At 68.5% G+C, this 13,845-nt stretch carries 15 protein-coding genes; 7 read left to right on the top strand and 8 right to left on the bottom strand.

What is annotated here, in order from left to right:
- The first annotated feature begins 8 nt into the window (after positions 1-8).
- Entirely contained in the window at positions 9-281 is a 273-nt protein-coding gene (locus ACNJ7E_RS20390) for a DUF6510 family protein (RefSeq protein WP_005238458.1), read from the top strand.
- A gap of 41 nt (positions 282-322) precedes the next feature.
- The gene (locus ACNJ7E_RS20385; RefSeq protein ID WP_095867104.1) at positions 323-820 is read left to right on the top strand and encodes a winged helix-turn-helix transcriptional regulator; all 498 of its coding nucleotides are present in this window, start codon (positions 323-325) and stop codon (positions 818-820) included.
- 39 nt (positions 821-859) lie between these two features.
- On the opposite strand, the gene ACNJ7E_RS20380 is transcribed toward ACNJ7E_RS20385, so the two are convergent.
- Both ACNJ7E_RS20380 and ACNJ7E_RS20375 read right to left on the bottom strand, forming a co-directional pair.
- On the bottom strand, positions 860-1,633 hold the full coding sequence (locus ACNJ7E_RS20380) for a site-2 protease family protein (protein WP_418340840.1): 774 nt from the start codon (positions 1,631-1,633) through the stop codon (positions 860-862).
- Positions 1,630-2,283 carry a hypothetical protein gene (locus ACNJ7E_RS20375; protein WP_241962211.1) on the bottom strand — a complete coding sequence of 218 codons (654 nt, stop codon included), beginning with the start codon at positions 2,281-2,283 and terminating at the stop codon, positions 1,630-1,632. Before ACNJ7E_RS20375 ends, ACNJ7E_RS20380 begins: the two co-directional genes overlap by 4 nt.
- Before the next feature lie 218 nt (positions 2,284-2,501).
- Between ACNJ7E_RS20375 and ACNJ7E_RS20370 the strand changes: the two genes are divergently transcribed.
- Both ACNJ7E_RS20370 and ACNJ7E_RS20365 read left to right on the top strand, forming a co-directional pair.
- Positions 2,502-3,791, top strand: coding sequence for an adenylosuccinate synthase (locus ACNJ7E_RS20370; protein WP_005260012.1), 1,290 nt, complete (start codon positions 2,502-2,504; stop codon positions 3,789-3,791).
- An 85-nt stretch (positions 3,792-3,876) separates the two neighbouring features.
- Positions 3,877-4,308, top strand: coding sequence for a racemase (locus ACNJ7E_RS20365; protein WP_418340839.1), 432 nt, complete (start codon positions 3,877-3,879; stop codon positions 4,306-4,308).
- On the opposite strand, the gene ACNJ7E_RS20360 is transcribed toward ACNJ7E_RS20365, so the two are convergent.
- Positions 4,244-4,837 (bottom strand): methylated-DNA--[protein]-cysteine S-methyltransferase, encoded by a 594-nt coding sequence (locus tag ACNJ7E_RS20360; RefSeq protein WP_411194565.1) that lies wholly within the window; start codon positions 4,835-4,837, stop codon positions 4,244-4,246. The genes ACNJ7E_RS20365 and ACNJ7E_RS20360 overlap by 65 nt on opposite strands.
- 32 nt (positions 4,838-4,869) lie before the next feature.
- Here ACNJ7E_RS20360 and ACNJ7E_RS20355 point away from each other — a divergent pair, with 32 nt between their 5' ends.
- A complete protein-coding gene (locus tag ACNJ7E_RS20355; RefSeq protein ID WP_418340838.1) occupies positions 4,870-6,408 on the top strand; it encodes an alkaline phosphatase D family protein in 1,539 nt (512 codons plus the stop codon).
- Here ACNJ7E_RS20355 and ACNJ7E_RS20350 read toward each other — a convergent pair.
- Positions 6,381-6,593 (bottom strand): hypothetical protein, encoded by a 213-nt coding sequence (locus ACNJ7E_RS20350; protein ID WP_418340837.1) that lies wholly within the window; start codon positions 6,591-6,593, stop codon positions 6,381-6,383. The genes ACNJ7E_RS20355 and ACNJ7E_RS20350 overlap by 28 nt on opposite strands.
- Positions 6,594-6,655: 62 nt before the next feature.
- On the opposite strand from ACNJ7E_RS20350, the gene yczR reads away from it, so the two are divergent.
- Positions 6,656-8,140: a MocR-like transcription factor YczR gene (yczR, locus tag ACNJ7E_RS20345; protein WP_280784133.1), complete on the top strand. Its 1,485-nt coding sequence runs from the start codon at positions 6,656-6,658 to the stop codon at positions 8,138-8,140.
- A gap of 51 nt (positions 8,141-8,191) precedes the next feature.
- On the opposite strand, the gene ACNJ7E_RS20340 is transcribed toward yczR, so the two are convergent.
- Positions 8,192-9,289 (bottom strand): CaiB/BaiF CoA transferase family protein, encoded by a 1,098-nt coding sequence (locus ACNJ7E_RS20340; RefSeq protein WP_280784132.1) that lies wholly within the window; start codon positions 9,287-9,289, stop codon positions 8,192-8,194.
- A gap of 145 nt (positions 9,290-9,434) precedes the next feature.
- Here ACNJ7E_RS20340 and ACNJ7E_RS20335 point away from each other — a divergent pair, with 145 nt between their 5' ends.
- Positions 9,435-9,812, top strand: coding sequence for a VOC family protein (locus ACNJ7E_RS20335; RefSeq protein ID WP_280784131.1), 378 nt, complete (start codon positions 9,435-9,437; stop codon positions 9,810-9,812).
- Positions 9,813-9,818: 6 nt separating this feature from the next.
- Here ACNJ7E_RS20335 and ACNJ7E_RS20330 read toward each other — a convergent pair whose 3' ends face one another.
- The 3 genes from ACNJ7E_RS20330 to ACNJ7E_RS20320 form a co-directional block, all read right to left on the bottom strand.
- The gene (locus ACNJ7E_RS20330; protein ID WP_280784130.1) at positions 9,819-10,721 is read right to left on the bottom strand and encodes an SDR family oxidoreductase; all 903 of its coding nucleotides are present in this window, start codon (positions 10,719-10,721) and stop codon (positions 9,819-9,821) included.
- A gap of 85 nt (positions 10,722-10,806) precedes the next feature.
- Positions 10,807-12,273 (bottom strand): carboxylesterase/lipase family protein, encoded by a 1,467-nt coding sequence (locus tag ACNJ7E_RS20325; protein WP_418340836.1) that lies wholly within the window; start codon positions 12,271-12,273, stop codon positions 10,807-10,809.
- A complete protein-coding gene (locus ACNJ7E_RS20320; RefSeq protein WP_418340835.1) occupies positions 12,270-13,799 on the bottom strand; it encodes a carboxylesterase/lipase family protein in 1,530 nt (509 codons plus the stop codon). The genes ACNJ7E_RS20325 and ACNJ7E_RS20320 overlap by 4 nt, the downstream gene beginning before the upstream one ends.
- Positions 13,800-13,845: the final 46 nt, after the last annotated feature.

Genomic DNA, 13,845 nt, shown 5'->3' with positions numbered 1-13,845 from the left:
AATTGTCGATGAGTACGTTGCAGGGCAACGACTTCGAGGACGGGAACGTTCTCGGCGGGCCGTTCGCGGAGATCTTCGTTCACGACCTCACCGCGGCGACCGGACAGTGCCGGTTCTGCGGTCTCGACGGACCGATGGCGGCCGTGCACGTCTATACGCGCGCGCCCGGTGTCGTCGTGCGGTGCCCGGGATGTCAGGAGGTGCTGCTGCGGCTGGTGTCGACTCCGCGTGGGCTCGAACTCGACGCCAGCGGGCTGTCGCACCTGTCCTGGAAGTTGTAGCTGCTGACTATGGAATTTGCAAGTCAGCTATGCTGAGGTGCATGGACGCGGCACGGTTGGACGGCTTTCTCGCAGATCGCGACACCTGGCGGGCGACGCACTGCTCCATCGGCAAGGCGATGGACGTGATCGGCACGCGTTCGGCCGTCCTGATCCTGCGCGAGGCCTACTACGGCACCACGCGATTCGACGACTTCGCGAAACGGGTCGGCATCACCGAGGCCGTGGCGGCGTCCCGACTGCGTGAACTGACGGCCGAGGGCCTGTTCGAGCGGCAACCCTACAAGGAGCCCGGGCAGCGCACCCGCTACGAATACGTGCTCACCGAGAAGGGGCGTGACCTTCTACCTGCTGTGCTCGCGCTGATGCAGTGGGGCGACAAGTACCTCCAGGGCAAGCGCGGTGCGCCGATCGGGATGCGGGACGACGCGACCGGCGAAGCTGTGCGCGTCGAGGTCCGCAGCCCCGACCGCGAGGTGCCGTTGGCGGAACTGCGGCTGACCCCCAACTTCACCGAAGAGGATGCGTCCCGCCCGTGAGTACTTGTTAACCGCCCGCGGTTAACAAGTACTCACGGGTCAGAGCCAGAAGCGCATCAGGTAGTTGCCGTACTGCGCGTAGATCTCCGGCACCCCGGACAGTTCGAACAGCCGGTAGATGACGTCGAAGAACACCACGTTGATCGACGGCACGAACAGCAGCGCCACGAGGATCAGCAGTCCGTACGGCTTGAACTGGTCGACGGACCTCCGAGTGCGCGGCGGCAGGAACGGTTCGAGCGCGGCGTACCCGTCGAGTCCGGGCACCGGCAGGAGATTGAGCACAGTGGCCATCACCTGCAGGAACGCGAGAAAGCTCAGTCCCGTCCAGAACACCTGGTGGTCGCCGCCCAGCCCGAACCAGCGGATCACGGCGAGCAGGACGATCGCGGACACCAGGTTCACGGCGGGTCCGGCGAGCGACACCCGCGCCTGCACCTTCGGCGAGAACAGTCCGGTCCGCAGGTACACGGCGCCGCCGGGCAACCCGATCCCGCCGAGCGCGATGAACAGGACCGGCAGACCGATCGACAGCAGTGGGTGGCTGTATTTCAACGGGTTGAGCGTGAGGTAGCCGCGTACCTCGACGTCGGTGTCGCCGTGCCGCCACGCCGTGTACGCGTGCGCGAACTCGTGCAGGCAGAGCGTCACCACCCATCCCGCGACCACCAGCAGGAACACCCCGACGTGGCCGAGCGCCGACTCCAGTTCGGCGCGCCACGCGAGAACACCGCCGGCGACCGCGACGGCGACGACGAGGAGGAACACCGGACTGGGCCGGACCGCGGTGGTCCGCGCCCTGGGCAGGCTCATCGGACCAGCAACCACTCTTGATCGTGCCGGTAGAACGTCGAACGCTTGACGTCGCGGGGGTTCGGCACGCCGTCCCGGTTCAGCGCCGCCGCGGGCGACCCGAGCTGCACGGCGCGACCCTCGACCCAGCGGCGGGGGAGCCAGCGCCTGCGAGGCTCGACCGACGCCCGCAGACCGGGCATCCGTGGGGTCGGGGTGACGTTCATGCTCGTCGTCGTCCCCGAGAACAGCCGGGTGTCGTCGACGTAGGCCTCGCCGACGAGCGGACCCCCGTCCGGACCCGTGACGGTGGCGCACCCGACGAGCGCGATCCCCGCGTCGTCGCGGATGAGGGGGACCGGCTTGGCCGTCCCCTTCAGCGCGGTGCGGGCGCCGCGGGCGCCGGAGGACAGGTGGTAGGCGTCCGTCGCCTCCGAACGATGCTCCGCGACGTACGCGAGTTCGATGTGCAGGCGATCGGTGCGCATCAACCGGGTCAGGGTGGCCGCGAAGGCGGCGTCGCTGCCCACCACGATCAGTCGCGGATCCACGACGACCTGAAGTTTGGAGAAGACCTCGTCGAAGTCGTCCTTGTCCGGGACGGCAGGTGCGCTCGAGGTCGAAATGGAGCCCAGAGGCAGGGGAAGCGGCACGTCGCCGCAAATGAGCACTACGGGGGTCAACGCCACTCCTCGCCCGGATGTCCCGCCGCGATTTCCGCAGCTTCCCTTTCGGATCATCCTAGTGGCACGCCCGAGATGGCCTCCCCAGCCGTACTGTGGGGTCTGTTCTCCGTGCCCTCGGCTAGACTGTTCCCCCGGCCACTGCCTACGAACGGCAGGACCACGCAGTCGGATACGACTGTACGTCGACCGTAGGAGACAACGTCATGCCGGCAATCGTCCTGATCGGCGCCCAGTGGGGCGACGAGGGCAAGGGCAAAGCTACCGATCTACTGGGCGGACGCCTGCAGTGGGTGGTGCGCTACCAGGGCGGTAACAACGCCGGACACACAGTGGTTCTTCCGAACGGCGACAAGTTCGCTCTGCATCTGATCCCGTCCGGAATCCTCACTCCGGGCGTCACGAACGTCATCGGCAACGGTGTCGTGGTGGACCCGGGAGTGCTGCTCACCGAACTCGCCGGACTCGACGAGCGGGGCGTGGACACCAGCCGCCTGCTGCTCTCGGCCGATGCGCACCTGATCATGCCGTACCACGTGGCCATCGACAAGGTCACCGAACGCTTCCTCGGGGCCAAGAAGATCGGCACCACCGGCCGCGGCATCGGGCCCTGCTACCAGGACAAACTCGCGCGTGTCGGCGTCCGCGTGCAGGATGTGCTGGACGAGAAGATCCTCACCCAGAAGGTCGAGGCGGCACTCGAGTTCAAGAACCAGGTGCTCGTCAAGATCTACAACCGCAAGGCCCTCGACCCGCAGCAGGTCGTCGACGAGGTGCTCGAGCAGGCCGACGGTTTCAAGCACCGCATCGCGGACACGCGCCTGCAGCTCAACGAGGCACTCGAGCGCGGTGAGACGGTGCTGCTGGAGGGTTCGCAGGGCACGCTCCTCGACGTCGACCACGGCACCTACCCGTACGTGACGTCGTCCAACCCGACGTCCGGTGGCGCAGCGGTCGGTTCGGGCATCGGACCCACCAAGATCACGACGGTGCTGGGCATCCTCAAGGCGTACACCACCCGCGTCGGCTCGGGCCCGTTCCCGACCGAACTCTTCGACCAGAACGGCGAATACCTCGCCAAGACCGGTGGCGAGGTGGGTGTCACCACCGGCCGTGCCCGTCGCACCGGATGGTTCGACGCCGTGATCGCCCGCTACGCAACGCGTGTCAACGGCATCACCGACTACTTCCTCACCAAGCTCGACGTGCTCAGCAGCCTCGACACCATCCCGATCTGCGTCGGTTACGACGTCGACGGCGTGCGGTACGACGAGATGCCCATGTCGCAGACCGACGTTCACCACGCCAAGCCGATCTACGAGGAAATGCCCGGCTGGTGGGAAGACATCTCGCACGCCCGGACGTTCGAGGAACTCCCGAAGAACGCGCAGAACTACGTCCTGCGCCTCGAGGAGCTGTCGGGTGCGTACATCTCCTGCATCGGCGTCGGCCCCGGCCGCGACGAGACCATCGTCCGCCGGGACGTGGTGCGGTAGTCTGCTCGCCCGTCGCCGAATGTGACATCGGTTCAGGTGAATTGAACCGATGCGACATTCGGCGATCCGCGATACATTCGAGCCGATGATCAGGACTGTCGAAGCGAGTACCCGGGTGCCGGCCGTCCGGTGGTACGACAGCTTCCATGCAGCGGCCGCCGTCCTGGAGGCATTCGGGCACGACCGGCCGGACGCAGGCAGGTGCGTGGCGGTGGTGTCGACGGATCTCGGTGTCTGGGTGTTCGAGGGTGACCCGCGGTCGACGGTCGACGCGTTCGTTCATGCCGTGGAGCGGGCGATCGTCGCCGGCGGGCAGGCGTTCGTGCTGGGATGCGCCAGGGTGACCGGGGTCGATCAGCGGGTGGTCCGGACCCTCCGGGTTCCCGACGGCGACAGGATGGCGGCGGCCGCGGCGCTGGCGCGTGAACTCGTCGGCGACCCGCAGCCTTTGATCAGAACAGCACCGGGTCGTCGAACCCCGGAGCGTGTTCGAGGGCCAGTAATTCGCGCTTGGTGAGCGTGCCGCCACCGGCGGAGAAGCCGCCCACCTGCCCGCCTGCGGCGAGGACGCGATGGCACGGGATCACGATCGGCAGCGGGTTGCGGCCGAGGGCCTGACCGACGGCCTGCGCGGCCCCCGGCTTGCCGAGTTCCGCCGCGATGTCACCGTAGGTGAGTGTGGTGCCCGGGTCGATTGCGCGGGTGAGTTCGTATACGGTGCAGTCGAATTCGGGGACTCCCTCGAAGTCGAGATCGATCCACCGCAGATCGTCGAGTGCGCCGCCCAGATGTTCGCGTATCCCGTCGATGGCCCGCTGGACCGGCGCAGGCGGCTGGTGCTCCACCGCATCCGGGAAGCAGTGTTCGAGACGCTGCCGGGTGGATTCGGGGGAACCTTCGGGCAATTGCACACCCACGATCCCGGCGGCCCGCCATGCGATGGCGCAGGTGCCGAGGGCCGTGTCGAACAGGGCGATTCCTGTGGTCACCAATCCAGTATGCCTCCCACATCCGACGTTCACCTTCCGTTGACCACGGTTCGGCATCCTCGAAGCTCGCCGACCGAGGAGATGTTTTCGTGTATCTGTCCCGCCGTGCCCTGCTCCGCTCCACCGCACTCGGGTTGCTGGCCGTGCCCGCTGCCGCGTGCTCCGACTCCGGCAGCGCGGGTCCGTCGCTGGTCCGTGACCGACCCACCCTCACGCACGGTGTCGCGGCCGGTGACGTGCGAGCAGACGGTGCGCTCGTCTGGGCGAGGTCCGACCGTCCCGCCACGATGATCGTGGAGACCTCGGCCACCGAGTCCTTCACCGACCCGGTGCGATTCGAGGGTGGACTGCTCACCCCGGACGCGGACGGCACCGGGCGGCTGCGTGTGACCGGACTACCCGCCGGGCAGCAGGTGCACTACCGGGTGACCCTCGAAGGTGACGACGGCGCCACCTCGGAGGCGGTGACGGGTGTCTTCCGCACCGCTCCGAGCGCCGCAGGCGACATCCGGTTGCAGTGGTCCGGGGACACGGCGGGTCAGGGATACGGAATCAATCCGGACATCGGCGGAATGCGAATCTTCGACACGATGGCCGCGCGCGACCCACACTTGTTCCTGCACTCGGGCGACGTCGTGTACGCCGACGGTCCGCTGAAGGAGTCCGTCACGCTGCCGGACGGACGCGTGTGGCGGAACACGGTCAGCGAGGCGAAGAGCGTTGTCGCGCAGACGCTGGACGAGTACCGCGGCCAGTACGCGTACAACCTCACCGACGACAACTACCGCAGGTTCAATTCCTCTGTGGCGCAGATCGTTCAGTGGGACGATCACGAGACCGTCAACAACTGGTACCCCGGTGAGGTCCTCGACCTCGACGCGTACACGGAGAAGAACGTGGACGTGCTGGCGCAGAGGGCATTCCAGGCGTACCACGAGTGGCTGCCGGTGGAGCCGGCCGACGCGGTCGACGGTCGTGTGTACCGCAAGATCGGATACGGCCCACTGCTCGACGTGTTCGTCCTCGACATGCGCACCTACAAGGACGCGAACGGAGTCAACACCGGTGCGGCCGGGCAGATTCTCGGTGCGGCCCAGAAGGAGTGGCTGATCCGGGAACTCGGTGCGTCCACGGCGACGTGGAAGATCATCGCCAACGACCTCCCGCTCGGGGTGGTGGTCCCGGACGGCGACACCGCGTTCGAGGGCGTCGCGAACGGGGAGCCCGGTCAGCCGTCGGGCCGGGAATCCGAGATCGCCCAGGTGCTGTCGGCGATCAAGGCGGGACGGATCACCGGGACGGTGTGGCTCACCGCGGACGTGCACTACACCGCCGCGCACCGGTACTCGCCCGACCGCGCCGCGTACAAGGATTTCGACGAATTCTGGGAGTTCGTCTCCGGTCCACTCAATGCGGGCGGTTTCGGTCCCAACGACCTCGACGTCACGTTCGGCCCCGAGGCCGTGTTCGTGCACGCGCCGCCCGCACCCAATTCGTCGCCGCTCGACGGATACCAGCACTTCGGGGAGGTGTTCATCGACGGGCAGACGTCGGAGTTGCGGGTGGACCTCCTCGACGCGGCCGGGACGGTGCTGTTCAGTCAGCTGCTGCCGCCGCCGGCGCGCTGATCGCCTGGAGAAGGCCAGTCCGGATCTTCTGGACTGTTCGACTGGTCGGGAAAGATCCCGCCGAGTGGGGCGCCGATCCGGAACTGCTCCAGGCGAAACACGCCCTTACCTCCCTCTTTGGGACCGTAGTGCGCGACCGCCGCGGCCAGGAGAGCCATGCATGCGAGGGTGATCAGTGTCGTCATGGATTCGAGCCTCGCCAGAACTGGCTTTGAGTTGAATAGCCAAGAGGTTGATACTGGACTGCATGATGACTCGCGTACTCGGTGCACGCTCCCTGGCCAGGGACCTCGGTAACTGGCAGGACGACAGCGGCCGCCGGTCGGCCGCGAGGCCCGCCTACCGGGCGCTGGCCGACGGGATCCGGTTACTCGTGCACGACGGCCGCATCCCGCTGGGGGTCGCGCTGCCGAGCGAGCGCGAACTGGCGTCGATGCTGGAGTTGAGCCGGACCACGATCACGTCATCGTATTCGGTACTCCGGGACGAGGGGTATCTCATCAGCCGTCAGGGGTCGCGCAGCACCGTCGCGCTGCCGCTGGGGGCACGGCAGAACGGGCTGATGTTCCGGGCGCACCAGCCCGGTTCCGACAGCTCGGTGGTCGACCTCAGCTACGCCGCGATGGCCGCGCCCGCGGAAGCGGTCGAGCAGGCCTACGCCTATGCGTTGCAATCGCTTCCGCAGTTCCTGCCGACTCACGGGATGGAGCCGGTGGGGATCGGCGCGTTGCGGGACGTCATCGCGGCGCGTTACCGGGCGCGGGGGCTGGAGACCTCGCCCGAGCAGATCATGGTCACCTCCGGTGCTCAGCACGCGCTGCGGCTGCTCCTCAACGTGCTCACGGCGCCGGGGGAGCGGGTGCTGGTCGATCACCCCACGTACCCCAACGCGCTGGAGGCGATCCGCAGGGTCGGTGCGCGTCCGGTCCCGGTGCCCGTCCGTCCGGAGGGCGGTGCGTCCGGGGCGTGGGATCTCGACGGAATCCGCAGCGCCGCCCGGCAGACCGCGGCCCGGATGGCGTACCTGATCCCGGACTTCCACAACCCCACCGGACTGTGCCTCGACGCGTCCGGGCGGGCCGAACTGGCGCGGATCGCGCGCGACACCCGCATGACCCTGGTGGTGGACGAGACGATGGTCGACCTGTGGCTGGACGAACCGTCACCGGGGCCGGTCGCGGCGCACGGCAGGGGAGCCGCGAAGTCGGAGGTCGTGACGATCGGGTCGGCGGCGAAGTCGTTCTGGGGCGGGCTGCGCGTCGGCTGGATTCGCGCCGATCCGGCGCTGATCACCCGGCTCGCCGGGGCGCGGGCCGCGGTCGATCTGGGCACGCCGGTGATGGACCAGCTCGCGGCGGCGCATCTGCTGTCCGACGACGAACTCGTCCTCGCCCGGCGCCGGGCGGAACTGCGGGAACAGCGGAGCGCGATGCTCGACGCTCTCGCCGACCGCCTGCCGGACTGGGTCCCGACCATCGGTTCGGGAGGAATGTCGCTGTGGCTGCGCATGCCCGCGCCGGTGTCGACGGCGCTGGCCGCGACGGCCCCCAACTTCGGGGTGCTGCTGGCGGCGGGACCGCGGTTCGGGGTGGAGGGCGCGTTCGAGAGGTTCGTCCGGCTCCCGTACGCGCGGACGTCCGACGAACTGCGCCGCGGTGTCGACTGCATCGCGGCAGCGTACGAGACGCTGGCCGTCGACCGAGAGCTCGCGGAACCGTCCCTCGTCGTCTGAGCACGTGAGTGGCGAAGCGTGCCGGAACACGCATCGCCACTCACGTGGGGGTCAGGTCCAGACGGTGTCGATGTCGACGCCCTCACGGGCAGGCGGGGTGGGTGCGCCGGCCGGGGTGCGGGAGAACCGCGGCGCCGGGGCGTGCTGCGTGACGCCGTCGAGGTCGATCAGCGATCCGCGGGCGGCGATGTGCTCGTTGGACGGCGCCTCCGCGAACGTCAGCACGGGCGACACGCAGGCATCGGTGCCGAGGAAGATAGCGGCCCACTCGTCGCGGGTCTTCGACAGGAACTTCTCCGCGAAGACCTTCTTCACCTGCGGCCACGCCGAGATGTCCATCTGCTGCGGCAGTTCGGCGGGGTCGAGTTCGAGGCCCTGCAGCAGCAGAGCGTAGAACTGCGGCTCGATCGAGCCGACGGCCATGTACTTGCCGTCGGACGTCTCGTAGGTGTCGTAGAACGGCGCGCCGGTGTCGAGCAGGTTGACACCCCGCTCGTCGGACCAGACGCCGCGGCCGCGGAACGCCCACATCATGTGCGAGAGGGCCAGCGCGCCGTCGACCATGGCCGCATCCACGACCTGGCCCTTGCCGGACGACTGGCGTTCCACCAGCGCCGACAGAATCCCGAAGATCAGGAACATCGAACCGCCGCCGAAGTCGCCGACCATGTTCAGCGGCGGCACGGGACGTTCACCCTTGCGGCCGATGGCGTGCAGGACACCGGTCAGCGAGATGTAGTTGATGTCGTGCCCGGCCGCGCTGGCCAGCGGGCCCTCCTGGCCCCAGCCCGTCATCCGTCCGTACACGAGTCGCTCGTTGCGCCCGAGGCAGACGTCCGGGCCCAGGCCCATGCGCTCGGTGACACCGGGGCGGAAGCCCTCGATCACGACGTCCGCGCGCTCGATCAGACCGAGAACCTTCTCCACCTGCTCGGGGTCCTTCAGATTGGCCTCGACGACGCGACGACCCCGCTGGATCTGGTCGTACGGGCCGTCCGGCGGAATCACCCCGGGACGCTGGACACACACCACGTCGGCGCCGAGATCGGCCAGGAGGGCGGCGGCGTGCGGGCCCGGTCCGAGGCCTGCGAATTCGACGACGCGAATGCCCGCGAGGGGGCCCTTCTTCTCTGTAACTGGAGCAGACACGCGAGTTCCTCATTCCGGTACGAGACAACCTGTCGAATCGACGTTAACTTGCGACCCTCGGTCCGTGTGCCCCGGGTCACGGGATACCGCCGTCAGTGAGCCCGCGCTCTTGCCTGCCCGCGGGTGCGCGGGGCACAGTTGATTCATGAGTCTTCAGGGTGAGCTCGTGAGTTTCGTGGCCAGCACCGATCTGGACGTCTCGGAGATGTTCTACGTGGAGACCCTGGGGCTGACGCTCGTCTCACGGGACGAGTTCGCGTTGGCCCTCGATTGCAACGGCTCCCTGCTCCGGGTCACGCTGGTGCAGGCGAAGGCCGACACCGGGTACACGGTGCTGGGGTGGAAGGTCGGCGACCTGAACAAGGTCGTCGAAACACTGCGCAGCAAGGGCATCGAGTTCACCGAGTACCCGGGCATGGATCAGGACGAGCACGCCGCCTGGCGCGCCCCGGACGGCATCCGCGTCGCGTGGTTCCGGGACCCGCACGGCAACGTGCTGTCGCTCTTCGAGGAACCGAACTGACCGGCGTCAGCGGCGGGCCGCACCGCGGCCGGCGAGCAGTGCCTCGGTGGCGTCCCACAACCGCGCGGCGAGTTCGGCGTCACGTGCGTCCTTGCTCGGGTGAACAACCTTGCAGCCCTTGACGTATTCGCCGGTGAACTTGCCGCTCTCCGTCGCGGTGGCGGTCCAGACCACCGTGTCCGCTGCCTTCGCGACGTCCGACGCGAACGGGGTCAGGAGTGTCCCCACCACCTGGTAGCCGAACAGACCCCGCCCGAGGGAGGTGCCGCGGACGAACCCGGGGTCGGCGCAATTGACGACCAGCCTCGCAGGATCGGACCGGCGCGCCAACTCGCGGGTGAACAGGGTCAGGGCGAGTTTGGAGTTGTTGTACGCACGCTGGCCGTGGAACGTGTCCTTCGTGCCGTCGAGGTCGTCGAAGTCGAGGTGCCCGCCGCGATGTCCCGACGAGCTGACGTCGACGATGCGTGCCGGATGCCGGTAACCGGCGGCGTCGGCGGTCGACGCCTGCGCCATCGCCGGAGCCAGCGACGTCGCCAGCACGAACGGCGCGAGATAGTTCACGGCGAACATCTCTTCGAAGCCGTCCACCGTCAGTTGACGATGCCCCACGTCGATGCCCGCGTTGTTTACCAGCACATCGATCCGCGGGAACCGGTGCAGCAGTTCCTCCGACAGCCTGCGTGCACGGTCGAGCGAGGACAGGTCGGCGAGCGCCGAGTTCAGCCGGTCGCGGTCGGTGCTCTCGGACAGCTCGGCGATCACCGCGTCGATCCTGTCCTGGTCCCGGCCGACCAGAACGACGGTGGCCCCGCGGTGTGCGAGTTGGCGGCAGGTCTCCAGGCCGAGCCCCGAGGTGGCACCGGTGACCACCATGGTGCGGCCTGCGAGATCGTTCGACTCGGTCATTCTCGCCTCCCGAATGCAGGTCTCTACGAGACTAGGGCAACCGGGAGGGTCGCACCGTGGAACGAAAACACCGCGAATCCGCCCGCTAGCGTCGGTGCTCGTACCCCAGCCAGGCGCGTCGACGCTCACCGAGCGGATCGTTCTCCACGCGGCTCGTGGCGTCGATGATGAGCGTCTCGCGGCGCTCCGGCGAGTACCGGGGCCATCCGGGTGCCGGGGTCCCGTGCCGGGCGAAATGCAGCCAGTGCGACTGAACGGTGTCGGTGACGGCCCGCAACCCGCGGCGGCCCCCGAGCGCGGTGAGCAGCCGCGCCCACGGCCCGGTCAGCCCGAACACCGCGTACATCTCCGTCGCGTGGGTGGCGCCCAGCCCGAGGATGTGAAGCAACCGGGGTGCGAAGTCGTACCGGTAACTGTAGGTCGGTGCGACGGTCGTGTGACCCTGCGCGCACAGGACGGACGGTTCCCAGAACGTCACGTCGCCGCCGAGGTCCGCGGCCGCACGCCTCCCGGGATAACCGGGGTAGGCGGCGATGGCCCGTTCCTTCACCGACGCGTCCACGTGCGAGAACATCTTGTCGATCCGGGCGGGATCGGTGGGCAGGATGTTCAGGAACCGGGGAAAGACCCTGCCCTCGTGGCGGTTCGTGCCGATGATCAGCGGAACCGGGTGCCCGGAACCGGACGCGAAGCAGTCGAGCGGATGCGTGGGAAGGAAGAAGCCGTCGACGACGGGCGCGAACGCGCGGGTTCCCGGTTCCTCGTCGGCGCCCCGGTGCGCCAGTGTCGTCCCCGCTTCGACGAAGTCTGCCGGGTCGGCGGTCTCGAGCCACGTCGCGGCCTCGGAGAGCGGGACCCCGGCGATCTCGAGGAATTCGCGCGACCACCGCGCCGCCCGCTCGGGGTGGTACGCCGACGCCACCGGAGGGCTCTCCGCGATGGCCCGCGCGAACAGTCCTTTCGCGGCGGGGGTGGTCATGAGTGTGGTGACGGCGTTGGCGCCTGCGGATTCGCCGAAGACGGTGACGTTGTCGGGGTCGCCGCCGAATTCGGCGATGTTGCGTTGCACCCATTCGAGTGCGGCGACCTGGTCGCGGAGTCCGAGGTTGGAGTCGAAAGGTCGTTCGGGGGTGGAGAATTGGGTGAAGTCGAGGTATCCGAGCGATCCGAGGCGGTAGTTGATCGACACGTACACGATGTCGCCGCGGCGGACCAGCGATTCGCCGCTGTAGAGCGCCGAGGACGAAGACCCACCGGAGTAGGCGCCGCCGTGGATGAACACCATCACCGGTCGCGGCGACTCGGATGTGGACCCGGGGGCGAGCACGTTGAGGGTGAGACAGTCCTCGTCGGTCCCATCGCCCTGCGGTGCGGGGGACCCGAAGTGGAAGGCCCGCCGGACCCCCGACCACGGTTCGACCGGGTGCGGGGCCCGCAACCGCAGCGGCCCGACGGGGGGAGCGGCGTAGGGGATACCCCGCCAGGCAGTCAGGTCGTCGATCCGGCGTCCTCCGACGGCGCCGGCTTCGGTGTGGACCTCGAGAGCGCTCACAGGCCCTGCCCGTAATAGCCCCGGTACCCCTCCCAGGCCAGCCTGCGCTCCCGGCGCGGATCGTCCTGGACGGTGGTGACGGTGTCGAACACGAGTGTTGCCCTCCTATCGGTGTCGTACTGCGGCCACGACGCCAACGGTGTTCCCTGCGAGGCGAAGTGCAGCCAGTGCCGCTGCACGGTGTCCGTCACGTCCTTGAGCCCGCGACGACCGCCCGGCAGGGTGAGGCCGCGGCCGATCAGGGTGTCGGCGATGTCGAACACCGCGAACAACTCGAATCCGTGTGTGGCGTCCAGTCCGAGCCATTTCATGGCGCGCGGAGCGAAGTCGAAACGATAGCTGAAGGTGGGGGCGAACGCGGAATGGGCCTCGGCCAGTTCGATCGACGGCTTCCAGAACGTGAGGTCGCCGCCCAGGTCGGTGGCCGCGTCCGGCGCCGGGTAGCCGGGATACGCGGCGGTGACGCGGGCCTCGGCGCCGGGGTCGGTGAGTGCGAACATCCGCCCGATCCGGTCGGGGTCGGTCGGCAGCGCGTCGAGGAGTTTCGGGAACAGGGTGCCCTCGCGGGCGTTGGTACCGATGATCAGCGGTACCCGGTGCGCCGAGCCGTCGGCGAACGCGTCGAGCGGCGGCTTCGGCAGGAAGTCGCCGTCGATCACGGGTCCGAACGGGTGCAGTCCCGGCGTCTCCGACAGCACTTTCGCGCCGAGACGATTTCCGGCCCGGCCCAGTGCGCCGACCGGTGACGAGGCGAGGGCCTCTGCGGCGGTGTCCGGTTCGGCCCCGAGCAGCGTCACGTAGTCGGATGCCCACCGGGCGGCGCGGTCGGCGGTGGTGACGAGGCCGGGGGCGGAACTCTCCGAGATGGCCCGCGCGAACAGTCCTTTCGCGGCGGGGGTGGTCATGAGTGTGGTGACGGCGTTGGCGCCCGCGGATTCGCCGAAGACGGTGACGTTGTCGGGGTCGCCGCCGAATTCGGCGATGTTGCGTTGCACCCATTCGAGTGCGGCGACCTGGTCGCGGAGTCCGAGGTTGGAGTCGAAAGGTCGTTCGGAGGTGGAGAATTGGGTGAAGTCGAGGTATCCGAGCGATCCGAGGCGGTAGTTGATCGACACGTACACGATGTCACCGCGGCGGACCAGCGACTGTCCGCCGTAGAGCGCGGTCGCCGACATGCCCAGCGTGTACGCGCCGCCGTGGATGAACACCATCACCGGGCGTGCCCCGGACGTGCCGGGCGTGGCCAGCACGTTGAGCGTCAGGCAGTTCTCGCTGGACGGCTGATACTTGCCTGGCCGGAGAGCGGTGAACTTCTTGTGCTGCACGGCGGCGTCGCCGAATTCGGAGGCGTTGAACTCACCGGACCACGGCGTGACCGGCTGGGGTGCGCGCAACCGCAGCGGCCCGACCGGGGGAGCCGCGTAGGGAATTCCCCGCCACGCGACCAGGTCGCCGACGCGCCGGCCACGGACCACCCCTGCGGCCGTCCTCACCAGCGTGTCGGTTGTGAGAGTGTCAGACGCCATGTCGGAAACTATACGGAGACCGCCTGAGGGGGCTTTTACCTCCGCC

The organism is Rhodococcus mengyinensis (genome assembly GCF_048381435.1).
In the GTDB taxonomy this organism is placed as follows: Bacteria; Actinomycetota; Actinomycetes; order Mycobacteriales; family Mycobacteriaceae; genus Rhodococcus_F; species Rhodococcus_F opacus_D.
This window is presented reverse-complemented; position numbering and strand designations above follow the sequence as displayed.

Bases quoted from the DNA above. Each gene is read 5' to 3' on its own strand.
- ACNJ7E_RS20335 (WP_280784131.1), top strand. From the start codon at position 9,435: ATGAGTCTTCAGGGTGAGCTCGTGAGTTTCGTGGCCAGCACCGATCTG.
- ACNJ7E_RS20380 (WP_418340840.1), bottom strand. From the start codon at position 1,633: ATGAGCCTGCCCAGGGCGCGGACCACCGCGGTCCGGCCCAGTCCGGTG.
- ACNJ7E_RS20385 (WP_095867104.1), top strand. From the start codon at position 323: ATGGACGCGGCACGGTTGGACGGCTTTCTCGCAGATCGCGACACCTGG.
- ACNJ7E_RS20350 (WP_418340837.1), bottom strand. From the start codon at position 6,593: ATGACGACACTGATCACCCTCGCATGCATGGCTCTCCTGGCCGCGGCG.
- yczR (WP_280784133.1), top strand. From the start codon at position 6,656: ATGATGACTCGCGTACTCGGTGCACGCTCCCTGGCCAGGGACCTCGGT.
- ACNJ7E_RS20365 (WP_418340839.1), top strand. From the start codon at position 3,877: ATGATCAGGACTGTCGAAGCGAGTACCCGGGTGCCGGCCGTCCGGTGG.
- ACNJ7E_RS20370 (WP_005260012.1), top strand. From the start codon at position 2,502: ATGCCGGCAATCGTCCTGATCGGCGCCCAGTGGGGCGACGAGGGCAAG.
- ACNJ7E_RS20320 (WP_418340835.1), bottom strand. From the start codon at position 13,799: ATGGCGTCTGACACTCTCACAACCGACACGCTGGTGAGGACGGCCGCA.
- ACNJ7E_RS20390 (WP_005238458.1), top strand. From the start codon at position 9: ATGAGTACGTTGCAGGGCAACGACTTCGAGGACGGGAACGTTCTCGGC.
- ACNJ7E_RS20330 (WP_280784130.1), bottom strand. From the start codon at position 10,721: ATGACCGAGTCGAACGATCTCGCAGGCCGCACCATGGTGGTCACCGGT.
- ACNJ7E_RS20360 (WP_411194565.1), bottom strand. From the start codon at position 4,837: ATGCCGAACCGTGGTCAACGGAAGGTGAACGTCGGATGTGGGAGGCAT.